General features: G+C 69.1%; 20 protein-coding genes. 9 read left to right on the forward strand and 11 right to left on the reverse strand.

All coding sequences use genetic code 11. The features are described 5' to 3' along the window. Window positions 1–15 precede the first annotated feature (15 nt). Window positions 16–375, reverse strand: coding sequence for a DNA-directed RNA polymerase subunit omega (rpoZ, locus tag AB6A65_RS14240; RefSeq protein WP_371039056.1), 360 nt, complete (start codon window positions 373–375; stop codon window positions 16–18). Between the two features lie 75 nt (window positions 376–450). Beyond that, entirely contained in the window at window positions 451–1053 is a 603-nt protein-coding gene (gene folK / locus AB6A65_RS14245) for a 2-amino-4-hydroxy-6-hydroxymethyldihydropteridine diphosphokinase (protein ID WP_371039129.1), read from the reverse strand. Window positions 1054–1146: 93 nt separating this feature from the next. On the opposite strand from folK, the gene AB6A65_RS14250 reads away from it, so the two are divergent. Together AB6A65_RS14250 and AB6A65_RS14255 are read left to right on the forward strand one after the other, a co-directional pair. Continuing rightward, a complete protein-coding gene (locus AB6A65_RS14250) occupies window positions 1147–1719 on the forward strand; it encodes an NYN domain-containing protein (protein ID WP_371039057.1) in 573 nt (190 codons plus the stop codon). 22 nt (window positions 1720–1741) lie between these two features. Continuing rightward, on the forward strand, window positions 1742–2182 hold the full coding sequence (locus AB6A65_RS14255) for a YqaA family protein (protein WP_371039058.1): 441 nt from the start codon (window positions 1742–1744) through the stop codon (window positions 2180–2182). Here the strand turns inward: AB6A65_RS14255 and AB6A65_RS14260 are convergent. Next, window positions 2172–2612 carry a cytochrome c gene (locus AB6A65_RS14260; protein WP_371039059.1) on the reverse strand — a complete coding sequence of 147 codons (441 nt, stop codon included), beginning with the start codon at window positions 2610–2612 and terminating at the stop codon, window positions 2172–2174. The two genes, AB6A65_RS14255 and AB6A65_RS14260, sit on opposite strands and share 11 nt — an antisense overlap. 145 nt (window positions 2613–2757) lie before the next feature. Here AB6A65_RS14260 and ispH point away from each other — a divergent pair, with 145 nt between their 5' ends. From ispH to rpe, 6 genes are read left to right on the forward strand one after another with little or no spacing between them, the layout of a single operon-like run. After that, on the forward strand, window positions 2758–3708 hold the full coding sequence (gene ispH, locus AB6A65_RS14265; RefSeq protein ID WP_371039060.1) for a 4-hydroxy-3-methylbut-2-enyl diphosphate reductase: 951 nt from the start codon (window positions 2758–2760) through the stop codon (window positions 3706–3708). Beyond that, window positions 3708–3965: a hypothetical protein gene (locus AB6A65_RS14270; RefSeq protein WP_371039061.1), complete on the forward strand. Its 258-nt coding sequence runs from the start codon at window positions 3708–3710 to the stop codon at window positions 3963–3965. Before ispH ends, AB6A65_RS14270 begins: the two co-directional genes overlap by 1 nt. Beyond that, window positions 3962–4414 carry a DUF3429 domain-containing protein gene (locus AB6A65_RS14275; RefSeq protein WP_371039062.1) on the forward strand — a complete coding sequence of 151 codons (453 nt, stop codon included), beginning with the start codon at window positions 3962–3964 and terminating at the stop codon, window positions 4412–4414. The genes AB6A65_RS14270 and AB6A65_RS14275 overlap by 4 nt, the downstream gene beginning before the upstream one ends. A 17-nt stretch (window positions 4415–4431) precedes the next feature. Continuing rightward, window positions 4432–5022 (forward strand): class I SAM-dependent methyltransferase, encoded by a 591-nt coding sequence (locus AB6A65_RS14280; protein WP_371039063.1) that lies wholly within the window; start codon window positions 4432–4434, stop codon window positions 5020–5022. Window positions 5023–5032: 10 nt separating this feature from the next. After that, a complete protein-coding gene (rnhA, locus tag AB6A65_RS14285; RefSeq protein ID WP_371039064.1) occupies window positions 5033–5488 on the forward strand; it encodes a ribonuclease HI in 456 nt (151 codons plus the stop codon). 50 nt (window positions 5489–5538) lie between these two features. Next, entirely contained in the window at window positions 5539–6222 is a 684-nt protein-coding gene (rpe, locus tag AB6A65_RS14290; protein ID WP_371039065.1) for a ribulose-phosphate 3-epimerase, read from the forward strand. A gap of 72 nt (window positions 6223–6294) precedes the next feature. Here rpe and uvrC read toward each other — a convergent pair whose 3' ends face one another. The 6 genes from uvrC to AB6A65_RS14320 form a co-directional block, all read right to left on the reverse strand. Next, on the reverse strand, window positions 6295–8172 hold the full coding sequence (gene uvrC, locus AB6A65_RS14295; protein WP_371039066.1) for an excinuclease ABC subunit UvrC: 1878 nt from the start codon (window positions 8170–8172) through the stop codon (window positions 6295–6297). 300 nt (window positions 8173–8472) lie between these two features. Next, window positions 8473–9252 carry an SDR family oxidoreductase gene (locus tag AB6A65_RS14300; protein ID WP_371039067.1) on the reverse strand — a complete coding sequence of 260 codons (780 nt, stop codon included), beginning with the start codon at window positions 9250–9252 and terminating at the stop codon, window positions 8473–8475. 13 nt (window positions 9253–9265) lie between these two features. After that, on the reverse strand, window positions 9266–10219 hold the full coding sequence (locus AB6A65_RS14305) for a calcium/sodium antiporter (RefSeq protein ID WP_371039068.1): 954 nt from the start codon (window positions 10217–10219) through the stop codon (window positions 9266–9268). 167 nt (window positions 10220–10386) lie between these two features. Beyond that, window positions 10387–11190, reverse strand: coding sequence for a S49 family peptidase (locus AB6A65_RS14310; RefSeq protein ID WP_371039069.1), 804 nt, complete (start codon window positions 11188–11190; stop codon window positions 10387–10389). Between the two features lie 96 nt (window positions 11191–11286). Beyond that, window positions 11287–12048 carry an ABC transporter permease gene (locus AB6A65_RS14315; protein WP_371039070.1) on the reverse strand — a complete coding sequence of 254 codons (762 nt, stop codon included), beginning with the start codon at window positions 12046–12048 and terminating at the stop codon, window positions 11287–11289. After that, complete coding sequence (locus tag AB6A65_RS14320; protein ID WP_371039071.1) at window positions 12045–12989, reverse strand: ABC transporter ATP-binding protein; 945 nt, start codon at window positions 12987–12989, stop codon at window positions 12045–12047. The genes AB6A65_RS14315 and AB6A65_RS14320 overlap by 4 nt, the downstream gene beginning before the upstream one ends. 164 nt (window positions 12990–13153) lie before the next feature. Between AB6A65_RS14320 and AB6A65_RS14325 the strand changes: the two genes are divergently transcribed. Beyond that, complete coding sequence (locus AB6A65_RS14325; RefSeq protein ID WP_371039130.1) at window positions 13154–14116, forward strand: DMT family transporter; 963 nt, start codon at window positions 13154–13156, stop codon at window positions 14114–14116. Here AB6A65_RS14325 and AB6A65_RS14330 read toward each other — a convergent pair. Beyond that, window positions 14110–14940: a 4-(cytidine 5'-diphospho)-2-C-methyl-D-erythritol kinase gene (locus tag AB6A65_RS14330; protein WP_371039072.1), complete on the reverse strand. Its 831-nt coding sequence runs from the start codon at window positions 14938–14940 to the stop codon at window positions 14110–14112. The two genes, AB6A65_RS14325 and AB6A65_RS14330, sit on opposite strands and share 7 nt — an antisense overlap. Next, window positions 14927–16636, reverse strand: a complete 1710-nt coding sequence (locus AB6A65_RS14335; RefSeq protein WP_371039073.1) for a tetratricopeptide repeat protein — start codon at window positions 16634–16636, stop codon at window positions 14927–14929. The genes AB6A65_RS14330 and AB6A65_RS14335 overlap by 14 nt, the downstream gene beginning before the upstream one ends. Window positions 16637–16705: the final 69 nt, after the last annotated feature.

The raw sequence follows: 16705 nt of genomic DNA on the forward strand, positions 1-16705 counted from the left end.
TCTCGAGTTCCAGTGTCAGCCCTGTCTCTGTGCCTCGAGAAGCTGGCGCAGAAGCGTCTCGTCGGGCATTTCATCCTCTGCCGGCTTGTCGGCTTCCGAGCCGCCGCCCATCAGAAGCGACATGGAATCCTCTTCGGGCTCGTCCACCTCGATCTGGGTCTGGTTCGACTCGATCAGCCGCTCGCGCAGCGCGTCTGCGGATTGGGTTTCGTCGGCGATCTCGCGCAACGCCACCACCGGGTTCTTGTCGTTGTCGCGTTCGACGCTGAGCGGCGCGCCGGCCGAGATCTCGCGGGCGCGATGCGCGGCGAGCATGACAAGTTCGAACCGATTGGGAACCTTGTCGACGCAGTCTTCGACGGTCACGCGGGCCATGGGCACTCCAATTCATCAGGTGCGAGAGCAAAGCCGAATGTCTAGCGCCCACGCAGGAAAAACGCAAGCGGCGAATCAGAGCGGCACGACCTCGCTGCGCAGGTCGTCCGGCAAGGCGCGGCAAAGCTGCGCCACGTCCGCGCCGAGCACCGGATGCACCCAGCCCGGCGCCACCTCGGCGAGCGGCACCAGCACGAAGGCGCGCTCATGCATCCTGGGATGTGGAAGAATCAGTTCCCCCGGCGCCTCCTCGGACTGTGCCACGGGCGGCAGGGCGCGCCAGGCCTCGAACGTGGCGCGGTCGGGCAGGACCGCATCGCCCAGCGCGAGAAGATCGAGGTCCAGCGTCCTCCGCCCCCACCGCCGGACGCGCTCGCGCCCGTGCGCGCGCTCCACCGCGTGCAGCAGATCCAGCAGCCCGCGCGGCGGGCCGTCCCATTCCAGAACCGCGGCGGCGTTGACGTAATCGGGCCCCGCGCCCGCGGGAAAGCACGGCGTCCGGTAGAAGCGGCTGACCGCGCGCACCGGGGCCCCGCCCGCGGCAAGGTCGGACAGCGCCGCTTCCAGCGTCTCGCGCAGCGTGCGCCCCGGGCGCGGCACGTTCGCGCCGAGCGCGATCAGCGCGGTCCCGATGCCGCCACGCGCGCTGCTCCGGGTCTCTTGAGGTTCGGGGCCGATAAGCTATCCTCGTGAATTATTGCTGGAACGACGTTTTCCCCGGCAGCGCCGTCGCACGCGCGCCACCGGCCACGACAATTGGAAGGATCCCGGATGTTTTACAAGGACGAACGGCTTGCGCTGTTCATCGACGGCTCGAACCTCTACGCGGCCACGCGGGCGCTCGGCTTCGACATCGATTTCAAGCTTCTGCGGCACGAGTTCATGCGCCGGGGCAAGCTTCTGCGCGCGTTCTATTACACCGCGATCCTGGACACCGAGGAGTATTCGCCGGTCCGCCCGCTGGTCGACTGGCTGCAATACAACGGCTTCACCATGGTCACGAAGCCGGCGAAGGAGTTCACGGACGCGCAGGGCCGCCGCAAGGTGAAGGGGAACATGGACATCGAACTGGCCGTCGACGCGATGGAACTCGCCCCCCGGATCGATCACATCGTGATCTTCTCCGGCGACGGCGATTTCCGCCCGCTCGTCGAAAGCCTTCAGCGGCAAGGCGTCCGGGTGTCGGTCGTCTCCACCCTGCGCAGCCAGCCCCCCATGGTCGCGGACGAGCTGCGGCGACAGGCCGACAACTTCATCGAGCTCGAGGATCTCAAGGACGTGATCGGCCGCCCGCCGCGCGAGCAGCCGGCAGACCGCGACATCCGCGTGGCGACCGGGGACTGAACGCACCCCGCCCGATCGCGCCATGTGGGCCGAGATCTCAGCGCTCTCCAGCCTTTTCGTCGTCGCCTTCGGGGCGGCGACCATCCTTCCGTTCCAGTCCGAGATCCTGTTCGTGGGCCTGCAGGCGGGCGGCGTCTCGCCGCCCTGGCTGCTCGTGGTGGTCGCCTCGCTGGGCAACACGCTCGGCGCCGTCGTCAATTACGTGATGGGCATCTGGATCGAGCATTTCCGGCACCGTCGCTGGTTCCCGGTCCGCGAGGCCGACCTGGACCGCGCCCAGCGCTGGTACGCCCGCTGGGGCGTGTGGACCCTGCTTCTGAGCTGGGCGCCCTTCGGCGACGCCTTCACAGTCGTGGCGGGGATCATGCGCACGCCGCCCTGGCTGTTCCTCGTCCTCGTCACCGCTGCCAAGACCGGCCGCTACGCCGCGCTGGCCTGGGCCACGGGCGCGGTCAGTCCCTGAAGATGGCGGCGCGGCGGTTCACGTCGTTGTGGATCTCGACGATCTCTTCGGGCCACGTGCTCTTTATGAAGGCAAGGACGTCCAGGATCTCGTCCTTCCTCAGCACCTCGCCGAAGCCGATCATGCCGGAGCGATAGTCGCCGCCGACGACCGCCTCCGTCCCGCGCGTGACGATATCCACCAAAAGCGCGTCGGCATGATGCCAGGTGTGGCCCGAGGCGTCATGCGGGGGCGCGGGCATGAGGCCGTCGGGGCCCGGCGCGCGCCAGTCGGGCGCGCCCTCCAGTGCCGCGCCGTGGCAGGCCGCGCAATGGGTTCCGTAGATCGCCTCTCCGTTCGCGACCCGCGACGGATCCTCGTAGGGAAGCATCCCTTCCGCGAGGGCCGGTCCCGCAAGAAGCAGCGCGGCCATGAGGGCGATGGGCATCATTCGGGAGTCTCCGTCCGGAAACGCGCATACCAAGTCCGGATGCCGTCGCCCTGCAAGTCTGTCAATTCACGAACGCGCGGGGTGCCGGTCTCTGGACGCGCTGCCCGCTGGAGTCTAGGTCTTGAGCATGATCCCGGAGGCCGCGATGACCAAACCCGCCCTCACCCTCTACCTCGCCGCGCCGCGCGGCTTCTGCGCGGGCGTGGACCGTGCGATCCAGATCGTGGAACTGGCGCTCGAGAGATGGGGCGCGCCCGTCTACGTCCGCCACGAGATCGTCCACAACCGGTTCGTCGTCGACGGGTTGCGCGCCAAGGGCGCGGTCTTCGTGGAAGAGCTCGACGAATGTCCCGACGACCGGCCGGTGATCTTTTCCGCCCACGGGGTTCCGAAAGCCGTGCCGGCGGAGGCCGCGCGGCGCGAGATGCTTTTCGTGGACGCGACCTGCCCGCTGGTCTCGAAGGTGCACATCGAGGCCGAGCGGCATCACGAGAACGGCCTTCAGATGATCATGATCGGCCACGCCGGCCACCCCGAGACGGTGGGCACCATGGGCCAGCTTCCCGAAGGCGAGGTCCTCCTTGTCGAGACGGTGGAGGACGTGGCGCGGGTCGAAGTCCGCGACCCCGAGAGGCTTGCCTTCGTCACCCAGACGACCCTTTCGGTGGACGACACGGCGGGCATCGTGGCCGCGCTGAAGGCCCGCTTCCCCGCCATCTTGGGCCCCCACAAGGAGGACATCTGCTACGCCACCACCAACCGCCAGGAAGCGGTGAAGGCGATGGCGCCGCGCGCCGACGCGATGCTCGTGGTGGGCGCGCCCAACTCGTCGAACTCGCAGCGCCTGGTCGAGGTCGGACGCAACGCGGGCTGCCCCTACGCCCAGCTCGTGCAGCGCGCGCGCGACATCGACTGGCGCGCGCTCGACGGCATCTCCAGCATCGGCGTCACCGCCGGCGCCTCGGCTCCCGAGGAGCTGGTGGAAGAAGTCATCGACGCTTTCCGCGACCGGTACGACGTGACTGTGGAACAGGTCGAGACGGCGCAGGAGAACGTCAATTTCAAGGTGCCGCGCGTGCTGAGGGAACCGGCCTGATGCAGGAGCATTTCGGCGCCAGGGCGCAGCGGGCGCTGCTGCGCCGGGGCCGTCCCCTCTTCGACATCGCCGCAGAAGATCGCCGCCGGCGCGACGGCCGACGTTTGGCGGGGCACGCATCTTTCGCCGACACCCCGATCCGCGGGCGCGCTCCGGTGGCGCGTCTCCGGCGCGATGCCCTTGGCCGGAGCGCCCTTGGCGCATCCGCCCCCGCCGCCGGGCGGATGCAGGACAAGGTGGCGGGCACGGCGCAATGACCCGGATTCCCACAGCCGCCCTTGCCCTCGGCCTCGCGGGGCTGATCCCCTTCGTCTGGGGCGCGCTCACCATGCTCGACCCCGCGCTTCAGGCCTGGGGCGTTGAAGCCCTGGGCCCCCGCTTCGTCGGGCCCTACGTGCTGCTGTTCTACGGCGCGATCATCCTGTCCTTCATGTCCGGGGTGCTCTGGGGCTTCGCCACGAAGGCCGACGGCGCGGTGGCGGCGACCGGCTACGCGCTCTCGGTCGTCCCGGCGCTCTGGGCCTTCTTCATGACGGGGGGCGGTCCGACCCATGCGGGCATCAGCCTGATCGCGGGGTTCGTCGGCCTTCTCGGCCTCGACTGGCTTTTCGCCCGGCAGGGCCTCGCACCGGGCTGGTGGATGCCGCTGCGCCTGCTCCTGCCGGCGATCGTCGTGATCTGCCTGGCCGTGGGGGTGTTCGCGTGACTTCCGACCGGGAGACCGTGTCCGTCTATGACGCCGAAGCCGGCCGTTACGCGAAGGTGACGGCCGGGCTGCGCGACGATCCGGATCTGCTGGCCTTCATCGCGGATCTGCCCAGGGGCGGCCGCGTGCTCGATCTCGGCTGCGGGCCGGGGATCGCGGCGGCGGCGATGGGCGAGGCCGGCCTTGCCGTGGATGCGACCGACGCCTCCGCCGAGATGGTGCGCCTTGCCGCCGCGCAGCCCGGCGTCACCGCCTGGCAGGCAAGCTTCGAGGAGATCGGCGGCGCAGCGACGTATGACGGGATCTGGGCCAATTTCAGCCTGCTGCATGCCCCGCGGGAGGCCATGCCCCGCCATCTCGCCGCGATCCGCCGCGCGCTGAAGCCACGCGGCCGCTTCCATATCGGGGGCAAGACGGGCACCGGCGCCACCCGCGACCGGCTGGGGCGGCTTTACACCTACTACACCGAACCCGAACTCGAGACCCTACTGGCCGAGGCCGGCTTCGAGATCGTCGCCCGCCGGCGCGGCCGCGACAAGGGGCTGGACGGCGCGATGGCCGACTGGGTGACCTTCGCGGCCCTTGTGGCCCCCGCCCGGCGCGGCTAAGCCGCCCCGCATGGCCAAGCTCTACGCCTTCACCGACGGCGCCTGTTCGGGCAATCCGGGCCCCGGCGGTTGGGGCGCGCTCCTGCAGGCCGTCGAGGGCGAGTCGGTCCTGAAGGAACGCGAGCTCAAGGGCGGCGAGCCCGCCACCACCAACAACCGCATGGAACTGATGGCCGCCATCGCGGCGCTGGAGGCGCTGGGCCGCGCCTCCGCGATCACGGTCGTTACCGACAGCGCCTATGTGAAGAACGGGGTGACCGGCTGGATCCACGGCTGGAAACGCAACGGCTGGAAGACCGCGTCGAAGAAGCCGGTGAAGAACGCCGAGCTCTGGCAAAGGCTCGACGCCGCGCAGGCGCGCCACGACGTGACGTGGGAATGGGTGAAGGGCCATGCCGGCCACCCCGAGAACGAGCGCGCCGACCAGCTCGCCCGCGAGGGCATGGCGCCCTTCAAGACGGGCTGACAGCGGGCACGCCCGGCCCTATATCGGCGCCAGCCGCAAAGGAGTGTCCCATGCCCGCCGTGAAGATCGCCCCCTCCATCCTCGCCGCCGATTTCGCCGATTTCGGCGCGGAGTGCCGCGCCGTCGAGGCGCAGGGCGCGGACTGGGTCCATGTGGACGTGATGGACGGCCACTTCGTGCCGAACATCACCTTCGGCCCGGCCATGTGCAAGGCGCTGCGCCCGCACATCTCCACCGTGATGGACGTGCACCTGATGATCGCGCCGGTCGATCCGCTGATCGGCGCCTTCGCCGAGGCGGGCGCGGACATCCTGACCGCCCACGTCGAGGCGGGACCGCACCTGCACCGCACGTTGCAGGCGATCCGGGCGGCGGGCGTGAAGCCGGGCGTCGCGCTCAATCCCGGCACGCCGGCCGAGGCCGTGGCGGAAGTGCTCGACCTGGTGGAGCTCGTTTGCGTGATGACGGTGAACCCGGGCTTCGGCGGGCAGAGCTTCATCGAAAGCCAGCTTCCCAAGATCGCGGCGCTCCGGCGGATGATCGGCGACCGCCCCATCCACCTGGAGGTGGACGGCGGCGTGGACGCGGCGACCGCGCCGCGTGTCGCGGAGGCCGGCGCCGACGTGCTCGTGGCGGGCTCGGCGGTTTTCAAGGGCGGCTCGGCGCAAGACCCCGCACCTTACGGAGAACACATCCGCGCCATTCGCGCGGCGGCCGAGGGCGTCTGGGCCTGAAGAGGAATTTTCGACCGAAAATTCCTAGGAACGCCGGCCCGGCCGCGCGAATTTTCGATCGTAAATTCGCGCTCAGCTGCCCTCGTGGAAATGGGCGTAGATCCGCTCGGCGAGCGCGCCCGAAATCCCCTCCACCGCCTTCAGGTCGGCGAGATCCGCCCGCGTCACCGCCTTGGCCGATCCGAAATGCTCCAGCAGGGCACGTTTGCGCGCCGCGCCCACGCCCGGCACCTCGTCGAGCGGGTTGGCCGCCACCGTCTTCGCCCGCTTCGCGCGGTGGCTGCCGATGGCGAAGCGGTGCGCCTCGTCCCTGAGCCGCTGCACGAAATAGAGCACCGGATCGTTGTGGCGCAGCGCGAAGGGACGTGCGCCGGGGCGGTGGAACTCTTCCTTGCCGGCGTCGCGGTCCACGCCCTTGGCTACCCCCACGACCGGGATGTCGGGCACGCCCAGCTCTTCGAGAATGCCCTGCACGGCGCTCACCTGGCCCGCGCCGCCGTCGATCAGCAGAAGGTCGGGCCAGGCGCCCGATCGCCGGTCGGGATCCTCCTTCAGAAGGCGCTTGAAGCGGCGGGTGAGCACTTCCTTCATCATGGCGAAATCGTCGCCCGGCGCCACGTCCTCGCCCCTGATGTTGAACTTGCGGTACTGGCCCTTCTCGAACCCTTCTGCGCCGGCCACGACCATCGCGCCCACGGCGTTCGTGCCCATGATGTGCGAGTTGTCGTAGACCTCGATCCGACGCGGCGGCTGCTCGAGCTCCAGCGCCTCGGCGAGGCCCTTCAGAAGCTTCGCCTGCGTCGCGGTCTCGGCCATGCGGCGCCCGAGGCTTTCCCGGGCGTTGCGCGCCGCCCCGGCCACGAGTTCGGCCTTCTCTCCGCGCTGCGGCACGAGGATTTCCGACTTTCGGCCGCGCTTGCCCGAAAGCGCCTCCTGCATGAGATCCGCGTTCTCGATGGGGTGCGACAGCAGCAACAGGCGCGGCGGCTCCTTGTTGTCGTAGAACTGGCCGAGGAACGCCTCCATCACCTCGGCCTCGGAGACGTCCGCGCCGACCCGCGGGTAGAAATCGCGGTTGCCCCAGTTCTGGTTGGCGCGGATGAAGAACACCTGCACACAGGCCTGACCGCCCTCCATGTGCAGCGCGATCACGTCCGCCTCTGCCACGCCGCGCGGGTTGATGCCCTGCACGCCCTGGACCTGCGTCAGCGCGCGGATGCGGTCACGCAGGGCGGCGGCGCGCTCGAATTCCATCTTGTCGGCCGCCTCGGCCATCTCGGCCGCGAGCGTCTCCTGTATCGTGGTGGATCGTCCCGACAGGAAGCGCTCGGCGTCGCGCACGCTCGCGGCGTAATCCTCCTGCGAGATCAGCCCGACGCACGGTCCCGAGCAGCGCTTGATCTGGTAGAGCAGGCAGGGCCGGGTCCGGCTTTCGAACACCGAATCCGAGCAGTTGCGCAGCTGGAACACCTTCTGAAGCTGGTTCAGCGTGCGATTGACCGCGCCGGCGCTCGCGAAGGGGCCGTAATAGGCGCCCTTCTCCGTCTTGGCGCCCCTGTGCTTCCTGATCTGCGGGAACGCGTGGTCCTTGGCCACGAGGATGTTGGGAAAGCTCTTGTCGTCGCGCAGAAGCACGTTGTAGCGCGGCTTGAGCTGCTTGATGAGGTTCTGCTCGAGCAGCAGCGCCTCGGTCTCGGTCCGCGTCGTCAGGAACATCATCGAGGCGGTTTCGCGGATCATCCGCGCGATGCGCGGGCTGTGCCCCGACGGGCGGGCGTAGTTCGACACCCGCGCCTTGAGGTTGCGCGCCTTGCCGACATAAAGCACCCGGCTTTCCGCATCGAGCATGCGATAGACGCCCGGCGAACTGTCGAGTGTCTTCAGATAGCCCTGGATGCAGGCGTGCCCGGTCACGTTTCCGGAAGCGTCGGTTTCGGCGCGGTCGCTCATGGCGCAGAGATACGATTCCCCCGGTCCGGCTGCAATCTCGCGACCGTCATGGCAAGGGCAAACAAATCCACGGTTTCTGTGGATAAAGCTGCGGGCAAGTTTTGGGCAGACAAGGATTTTCGTTTGGTTCGGGTAGCTTCGCCGCTTTGCCCAATTTTTAGGCGCTCCTGCAAAACCTTGACTTCATTGCACATTTTTCACCACCTCGCCAAGACGATGAAATCGCACACAAATTTGTAAATCTTTCTTGAAGATCCTGTGACCGGTGCACAACTCGCGCGCCTTCCGGCCGCACGGCGGTCACTCGACGCCCAGCACGTCCGGCGTCTGCCAGGCGAGGTGCTGGCCGCCATCCACGCAGATCAGCTGGCCGGTCACCGCTTCGGCATCGAGGAAATACCCCAGCGCCGCGGTGATGCCCGCGGAATCCGCCCCGCGGCCGAGCACCGTTGCGGCGCGCTGGCGCGCGAAATGGCTTTCGGTCTGGCGCGCCCCGCAAAGCGTCGGCCCCGGCCCGATCGCGTTGACGCGAAGACGGGGCGCGAGGCCCTGCGCCGCGGTCTGGGTGAACGCCCACAGCCCGGCCTTGGCCAGCGTGTAGGTCATGAACTCGGGCGTGAGCTTGCGCACGCGCTGGTCGATCATGTTGATGACGAGGCCCTGCGCCACCGGCTCTCCCCGCGCGTCGATCAGCGGCTCGGGCACCTGCCGCGCGAGCGCCTGGGTCAGCACGAAGGGCGCGCGCAGGTTGCTTTCGAAATGCCGGTCCCAGCTTTCGCGCGTCGCGGTCTCGATCCGGTCATGCTCGAAGATGGAGGCGTTGTTCACGAGGCAGGTGAGCGGCCCGCCCAGCGCTTCGGCCGCGGCATCGACAAGCGGCGTGACCTCCGCCTCGTTCAGGAGATCGGCCCGGAGCGCCACGCCCCGACGCCCCAGGGCCTCGATCTCGGCGACGGCGGACAGCGCGTCCTCGCGCGAACTGGCGTAATGCACCGCGACGTCGTAGCCGCGGCCGGCCAGATACAGCGCCATCGCGCGTCCAAGCCGCTTTCCCGCGCCCGTGACCAGTGCCCGTGACATGCCGCGTGCCTCCCTAGCTCAGCAGCAGGACCACATAGGCGACATAGCCCGCGGTCAAGCCGACACCCCAGATCCGCGTCAGATCCCGGCCGAGGAACACGACCGGAAGCAGCAGCAGGGACGCGCCCAGCATGACCCAGATGTCGAAGCGCAGGATCTCGGCGTCGACGGGAATGTCCCCCACGAGCGCGGCGATCCCGATGATCGCGAGCAGGTTGAACATGTTGGAGCCGATGACGTTGCCGAGCGCCACGTCGGCCTGCTGGCGCAGCGCCGCCATCACGGTGGTCGCAAGCTCCGGCAGCGATGTGCCGAGCGCCACGAGCGTCAGCCCGATCACCGTGTCGGGCACCCCGTAGATGCGCGCGAGCGCGGAGGCGTTGTCGACGAGAATATCCGCGCCGAGCGGCAATCCGGCGAGGCCCAGCGCGAGAAAGACGCCGATCTTCCACCACGGCATGTCCGGGTCCGCGCCCTCGACATCTTCCAGCGCTTCGGCCACGTCCAGCGTGGCGGACCTGTGCGCGCGGGCGTCCCGGAACGCGTCCGCCAGAACCAGCGCGAGCGCGGCGAGCAGGATCAGGCCCGACCACCAGGTGAAGATCCCGGTGAAGGCCAGCACCATGAAGAGGCCCGTGGCCGCCAGCATGAACAGGTAGCTCTTGCGCATCTCGCACGCGCCCGTGCTCATGGTCGAAAGCAGGGCCGGCACCCCGAGCACCAGCAGAATGTTCGCCGTGTTGGAGCCCACGACGTTGCCGAGCGCAAGGCCGGGCACATTCTCCAGCACCGCGCTGACCGAGATCAGCAACTCCGGCGCGGAGGTTCCGAAGGCCACGATGGTCAGCCCCACGATCAGCGCCGGCACGCCGAGGCGCAGGGACAGGTTGACCGCGCCTTTCACCAGAGCATCGCCGGCCAGCAGCAGGATGACGAGCCCGAGGCCCGCGAGCAGCCAGACCGTCATCCCTCAGCCCCTTTCCCTGCCGCAGGGGCAGGGCCCCTTTCCGATCCGGTAGCGCCCGCAGTCGGGGCAGCGCGCCGAGCGGAGCGCGCGCTGGCCCGGAAAACGCAGGCGGCCGAACATGGCCAGCACCCCCATGCCTGCAAGAAAGAGAAGGACAACCTTGAGGATCACGGCCAGAGGCCAAGGCGCGCATAGGCTGCGCGCTCTTCCAGCACCGCGATGCCGTCGGAAAGGACCTGTGCGCCAAGCCGCTGAAGGATGCCGCGGCGCAGGCCGTAGCGGCGGAAGCGAACCTTGTCGCCGAAGATTTCCTGCATCTTCGGTTCGAGATGGCCGATGCCGTCCACCAGACCCTTTTCCTGCGCCGCCGCGCCCAGCCAGATCTCCCCGGTGTAGATGTCCGGATCGTCGGCAAGCCTGTCGCCCCGGCGGCTTTTCACATGTCCGATGAAGGCGCCGTGCATCTGGTCGAGGATGCGGCGCAGCCGCTCGACATCCTCGGGCTTCTCGGGCTCGAACGGGTCGAGCAGGGTCTTGGAGTTGCCGGCGGTATGCACCCGCCGCTCCAGCCCCTGCCGCGCAAGGAAGACGTGGGCGCCGAAACTGGCCGAGATGACGCCGATGGAGCCCACGACAGAGCCGGTGTCGGCCCAGATCTCGTCGGCCGCGCAGGCGATCCAGTAGCCCCCCGAGGCCGCCACGTCCTCGACGAAGGCGTAGACGGGTATCTTCTTTTCATCGGCCAGACGGCGGATGCGCGCCCCGATGAGCGAGGATTGCGTGGGAGCCCCCCCCGGCGAGTTGATCTCGAGCGCAACGGCGGCCGGCTTGCCCCGCGAGAAGGCGCGCTCGATCGCCGGCGCCACCGCGTTGTCGTTGAGGCTGGAACGCCCGCCCGTCCCGATCATGCCGGTCAGCCGGACCACCGCCACCGTCGGGCGGCGCGAGAGAAAGGGCAGGTGTATTTCCATGCTGCCGGATGTAGATTGGCCGGGCACGACAAACAAGGCGGGGCGGAAAAGAACGCGGCGCCCTGCGCGCGGGCGGCGGCGCCTCTCCGGCGCGGGTCAGGAGCGGATGCGCCACCCTGTCCGGAAGATCCACCAGATCGCCCCGAGGCAAAGCGCGAGAAAGCCCGCGATGGCCAGAAGGCTGATGCCCACCGGCACGTCGGCAAGACCGTAGAACGACCAGCGGAACCCCGAGATGAGGTAGACGACCGGGTTGAAGAGCGCCACGGTCTGCCACGCCGCCGGCAGCATGGAGATCGAATAGAACGACCCGCCCAGGAACACGAGCGGCGTGACGATCAGCAGCGGCACGAGCTGGAGCTGCTCGAAATTCTTCGCCCAGATGCCGATGATGAACCCCATGAGCGAGAAGCTCACGCAGGTCAGCACAAGGAACGCGGCCATCGCCAGCGGATGGCTCACGCGGACCTCGACGAAGAAGCTCGCCGTGACGAGGATGATCACCCCGATGAAGAGCGATTTCGTCGCCGCCGCACCGACATAGCCGATCACGATCTCGAGGAAGCTGATCGGCGCCGAGAGCAGCTCGTAGACCGTGCCGATGAATTTCGGGAAATAGATCGCGAAGCTCGCGTTCGAGATCGCCTGGGTCATCACCGTCAGCATGACGAGGCCCGGCACGATGAAGGCCCCGTAGCTCACGCCCTCCACCTCCTGGATGCGCGAGCCGATCGCCGCGCCGAACACGACGAAATAGAGCGACGTGGAGATCACGGGCGAGATGAAGCTCTGCAGGAGCGTGCGGAAGAACCGCGCCATCTCGTACCGGTAGATCGCCGCCACGGCGCCCCAGTTCATGGCCGGGCCTCCGACCCGTCCTTGCCATGGACGAGATCGACGAAGATCTCCTCGAGGCTCGACTGCCGCGTGGACAGATCGCGAAGAACGAGCCCCGCCTTCTGCACGTCGTTCAGAAGCTGGGTGATGCCCGTGCGCTCGGCCGAGCGGTCGTAGCTGTAGACCAGCCGCGCCCCGTCATCGACGCGTTCGAGGCCGTAGCGCGACAGCGCCTCGGGCACCGCGTCCACCGGCTCGTGCAGTTCGATCAGGAGTTCCTTGCGCCCCAGCCGCTCCATCAGGCGCCCCGTCTCCTCGACCAGCAGCAACTCGCCCCCGTTTATGACGCCCACGCGGTCGGCGATGGCTTCCGCCTCCTCGATGTAGTGGGTGGTCAGGATCATCGTCACCCCATCCGCCTTGAGCTGGTCGACGGTTTCCCACATGCCCCGGCGCAGTTCCACGTCGACCCCGGCGGTCGGCTCGTCGAGGAAAAGAAGCCGCGGCTCGTGGGCCAGCGCCTTCGCGATCAGCACGCGCCGCTTCATGCCGCCCGACAGCTCCCGGGTCTGCGCGTCGCGCTTGTCCCAGAGCGACAGGTTCCGCAGCACCCGCTCGACCAGCGCGTCGTCCCGCGGCAGGCCGAAGAGCCCGCGGGAGAACTCCACGGTATGGCGCACCTTCATGAAGGGTTCGAGCGCGACCTCCTGCGGCACGAGCCCGATCAGCGCCCGCGCCGCGCGGAAATCCTCTAGGATGTCGTGCCCGGCGACGCGTGCCCGCCCGCCGGTGGGCATGGTGATGCCGCAGAGCGCCGAGATGAGCGTGGTCTTGCCCGCGCCGTTGGGCCCCAGCAGCGCGAGGATCTCGCCCTCCTCGACGCTGAGCGACACGCCTTTCAGGGCCTCGAGCCCGCCCCCGTAGGTCTTTCGCAGATCCTCGATTTCCAGAATTGCCGGCATTCCGCCTCCCTCGTCAGCGGCACAGTAGCCCGCAGCGTCCCGGGCACAAGGGCCTGCGCGCGTGCGCTCGATGTCGCGGACGGGCTAGCGGCGCGCGGCGCGCGCTGCTAGGCGCTGGAGGGGAAGGAGCCACGCCCGTGACCTTGCCCAGCGCGCCCTTGCCGATGAACGACGCCGCCAGGGGGATCGGCTTCATCCTCGCGGGCATGCTGGCGATCTCGGCCAACGACATGCTGATCAAGCTGCTCTCGGGCGGCTACCCCCTGCACCAGATGGTGTTCGTGCGCTCGGCCATCGCGATACCCTTCAGCCTCGCGCGCGTGCAGATCGAGGGCGGCTGGCGCATCCTGCGGCCCGACCGGCCGGGGCTGCACCTCGCGCGCGGGCTGCTGGTGGTCACGGCGAACATGACCTATTTCGCCGCGCTGGCCGTTTTGCCCCTCGCCGAGGCGACGGCGCTCTTCTTCGCCGCGCCGCTTTTCATCACGCTGCTGTCCATCCCGCTTCTGGGAGAGAAGGTGGGGCCCTGGCGGATCGGCGCGGTGGTGGCCGGCTTCGCGGGCGTGCTGGTGATGCTCCGGCCCTGGCAAGGCACACTCGACGTTCCGCGGGCGGTGCTGCTGCGGCCGGTCGTCGCCGCGCTGACCTACGCGCTGATGCAGCTTCTGACGCGAAAGCTCGGCGCGACGGCGAAGGCGTCGGCGATGGCGGTCTATATCCAGGGCACCTTTCTCGTGGTGGCCGCGGGATTCTACATCGTCGCGGGCGACGGGCGGTTCGCCGAAGGGCTCGAGAACGAGAGCCTCGTCTTCCTCCTGCGGGAATGGGTCTGGCCGCAGGGGCGCGATCTCTGGCTGTTCCTCGCGCTCGGCGCGAACGCGACGGTGATCGGCTATTCGCTCTCGGCGGCCTACCGGGCCGCGGACGTGGCGACCGTGGCGCCCTTTGAATACGTGGCGCTGCCGCTTGCGGTGCTCTGGGGCTGGTTCGTGTTCGCCGAATGGCCCTCGGGGCCGGTCTGGACGGGCATCGCGCTCATCGTGGGGGCCGGGCTTTTCGTGTTCCTGCGCGAGCGGCAGAGGAACCGGCCCGTGGCGCTCCGGACGCGGGTGCGCCGCCGCTACTGAGATCCGCCGAGCGTCACGGCGCGCACCCACCATCCCGGCCGCGCCAGCGCGGCGGCGGCGGTCTCTGCGCCCTCACGGTCGGGAAAGAGCCCGAAACAGGTCGCCCCGGAGCCCGACATCCGCGCGAGCGCGCAGCCCGGGGACGCCGAAAGCGCGGCGAGCACCTCTCCGACGACCGGCGCGAGGGCGCGCGCGGGCGCCTCCAGGTCGTTGCGCTGCGCCGAAAGCCATCGCACCAGCGCCGCCGCGTCCGCCCAGCGCGGCAACGGCGTGGGCAAGGGCGGGTTCTCTCGCTGCGCGAGGCGCGCGAAAACCTCGGGCGTGGAGAGCGACACCCCCGGATTGACCAGCACCGCGGCAAGCGCCGGCAGACCCGCGACTGGCTCCACCGTTTCGCCGATCCCGCGCATCCGGGCCGGGCGCGCGGCAAGACAGACCGGGACATCGGCGCCAAGCGTCGCCGCGTCGCCGGGCACCGCGCACCCCGACAGTCGCGACAGCGCCCGCAACGTGGCGGCCGCGTCCGAGGACCCGCCACCGATCCCCGCGGCCGCCGGCAGGTGTTTCTCGAGTTCGAGTTCCGCGTCGACGCGGATCAGCGCCGCGGCCCGCAACACGAGATTCTCCGGCCCGTCGGGCACGCCCCGGGCCATCGGGCCCGTCACGCGAAGCGAGGTTGTGGCAGCCGGCGCCGCGCGCAGCGTGTCGCCCAGGTCGGCGAAGACGACGAGCGAATCGAGCAGGTGATAGCCGTCGGCCCGGCGGCCGGTGACGTGGAGCGCGAGATTGATCTTGGCCGGGGCGTGCGCCTCAACCGCCGTCATTGGCGACTTCGAGGGGCGGCGCGCCCTCTTCGCTCAGCACCTGGTCGAGCCCGACCTCGAGCTTGCGGCGGATGCGGTCGGGATCGACGTCCTCCGTCTCGCCGGGCTTTATCAGCGAAAGCGCGCGATGCCACTGGAACCGCGCCTCCATCCTGCGGCCGACGGCCCAGTAGACGTCGCCCAGATGGTCGTTGACGATCGGGTCCACCGGCATGAGTTCCGCCGCGCGCTCCATGTGACCGACCGCCTCCTCGTAGCGGCCGAGCCGGTAGAGCGCCCAGCCCAGGCTGTCCACGATGTAGCCCGAGTCGGGCCGCGCCTCGACCGCCTGCTCGATCATCTCCAGCGCTTCCTCGAGGTTGGTCTGCTTCTCTACGAGCGAATACCCGAGATAGTTCAGCACCTGCGGCTGGCCCGGATTGAGCTCGAGCGCCTTGCGGAACCCGGCCTCCGCCTCCTCCCAGAGATCCTGCCGTTCCTGCGAGATGGCGCGCGCGTAATAGAGGAACCAGTCGGCCTCTTCGGGATTGTCGTAAAGCGCGATCGCGCGGTCGTAGGCCGCGACCGCTTCCGCGTGACGTTCGAGCACCCGGAAAAGATCGCCGAGCGTGAAGTGCACCACCGGCAGGTCGCCATGCGTCGCGGCCAGCTGCTCCAGTACCTCGATCGCCGCATCGGGCTTGTCGTCGAGGCGCAGCGCCTCCGCGCGGCCGAGTTCGGCCGCGTGGTAGGACGGGTGATCGCGCGGCACGCGCTTCAGCGTCTCGACGGCGAGTTCGTAGCGCTCCAGCCGCTCCAGCAGGTCCGCCGACATCAGGATGGCGTCGACGTGGTCGGGCCGCAGATGCTCCGCCACCCGCGCGTAAAGAAGCGTGAAGTCGTCGTTGGCCTCTCCGCGCAGCGCGCTGGCGATGGTGAAGAACACCTCCGCCAGCCCGTCGCGGGCGCTTCCGACCTGCGTGAACGGCAGCCGCGCGCCCGACGCGAGGGCCTCGCGCATCGCCCGCGGCGCCGGGTCGAGCTCCGGGCCGAAGCTCTCGTCCAGAAGTTCCAGCGCCTCCTCGTTGCGGTCGAGCTGGCTCAATACCTCGATATGCGCCATGACCCCGCGCCGCGTCAGCGGCGCGGATCCGCCCGCCTCGCCCGAATAGACCTTGTCCGCGCCCTCGAAATCGCCGACCGACGCCAGCGCCAGCGCCTTGTGATAAAGCGCGAAACCGCGCAGCCCCTCTTCCTCTGCCATGGCGTCGAAGGCCACGAGCGCGCCCGACATGTTGCCCTGCCCCAGCTCGGCCCAGGCCCGCACCAGCGAATCCACCAGCATGCCGACCCCCTGGCCTTCCTCCAGCATGGTCAGGATCTCGCCGTAGCGATCGTTGGCGCCACGATCCGCGAAGAGCACCATGTTGGCGATCTCGTTCGTCGCGTCCGACGCGGCCAGGCGGCGCGCGATCGGCAGCGCCCTCTCCACGTCGCCGAGCCCGAGATTGGCGTGCGTCGCAGAGCGCAGGAGGTCGGTGTTTCCCGGATCATGCGCCAGCGCCTGCGCGTAATAGCGTGCCGCGGCGCGGTAGTCGGCCTCATAGGACGCCTGCCGCGCCGCGAGATAGGCGCCGGACGGCACGGATGCCGCCTCCGCGAGGGGCGCCGAAACGGCTAACGCGGCGGCGAGCAGGGTCGTTCTGAACTGTGGCACGGGCGGGTCGTCCTCCTGAGTGGCGGGATGCTCGTGACGGAAGATTAGGGTGCGCACCGCAGCGAAGCA

Source organism: Rhodosalinus sp. FB01 (assembly GCF_041365715.1).
Taxonomy (GTDB): domain Bacteria; phylum Pseudomonadota; class Alphaproteobacteria; order Rhodobacterales; family Rhodobacteraceae; genus Rhodosalinus.

Bases quoted from the DNA above. Each gene is read 5' to 3' on its own strand.
- AB6A65_RS14320 (WP_371039071.1), bottom strand. From the start codon at position 12,989: ATGCCGGCAATTCTGGAAATCGAGGATCTGCGAAAGACCTACGGGGGC.
- uvrC (WP_371039066.1), bottom strand. From the start codon at position 8,172: ATGAGCGACCGCGCCGAAACCGACGCTTCCGGAAACGTGACCGGGCAC.
- AB6A65_RS14255 (WP_371039058.1), top strand. From the start codon at position 1,742: ATGTGGGCCGAGATCTCAGCGCTCTCCAGCCTTTTCGTCGTCGCCTTC.
- AB6A65_RS14325 (WP_371039130.1), top strand. From the start codon at position 13,154: ATGAACGACGCCGCCAGGGGGATCGGCTTCATCCTCGCGGGCATGCTG.
- rnhA (WP_371039064.1), top strand. From the start codon at position 5,033: ATGGCCAAGCTCTACGCCTTCACCGACGGCGCCTGTTCGGGCAATCCG.
- AB6A65_RS14275 (WP_371039062.1), top strand. From the start codon at position 3,962: ATGACCCGGATTCCCACAGCCGCCCTTGCCCTCGGCCTCGCGGGGCTG.
- rpe (WP_371039065.1), top strand. From the start codon at position 5,539: ATGCCCGCCGTGAAGATCGCCCCCTCCATCCTCGCCGCCGATTTCGCC.
- AB6A65_RS14300 (WP_371039067.1), bottom strand. From the start codon at position 9,252: ATGTCACGGGCACTGGTCACGGGCGCGGGAAAGCGGCTTGGACGCGCG.
- AB6A65_RS14260 (WP_371039059.1), bottom strand. From the start codon at position 2,612: ATGATGCCCATCGCCCTCATGGCCGCGCTGCTTCTTGCGGGACCGGCC.
- ispH (WP_371039060.1), top strand. From the start codon at position 2,758: ATGACCAAACCCGCCCTCACCCTCTACCTCGCCGCGCCGCGCGGCTTC.
- AB6A65_RS14310 (WP_371039069.1), bottom strand. From the start codon at position 11,190: ATGGAAATACACCTGCCCTTTCTCTCGCGCCGCCCGACGGTGGCGGTG.
- AB6A65_RS14315 (WP_371039070.1), bottom strand. From the start codon at position 12,048: ATGAACTGGGGCGCCGTGGCGGCGATCTACCGGTACGAGATGGCGCGG.
- AB6A65_RS14330 (WP_371039072.1), bottom strand. From the start codon at position 14,940: ATGACGGCGGTTGAGGCGCACGCCCCGGCCAAGATCAATCTCGCGCTC.
- AB6A65_RS14305 (WP_371039068.1), bottom strand. From the start codon at position 10,219: ATGACGGTCTGGCTGCTCGCGGGCCTCGGGCTCGTCATCCTGCTGCTG.
- AB6A65_RS14250 (WP_371039057.1), top strand. From the start codon at position 1,147: ATGTTTTACAAGGACGAACGGCTTGCGCTGTTCATCGACGGCTCGAAC.
- AB6A65_RS14270 (WP_371039061.1), top strand. From the start codon at position 3,708: ATGCAGGAGCATTTCGGCGCCAGGGCGCAGCGGGCGCTGCTGCGCCGG.
- rpoZ (WP_371039056.1), bottom strand. From the start codon at position 375: ATGGCCCGCGTGACCGTCGAAGACTGCGTCGACAAGGTTCCCAATCGG.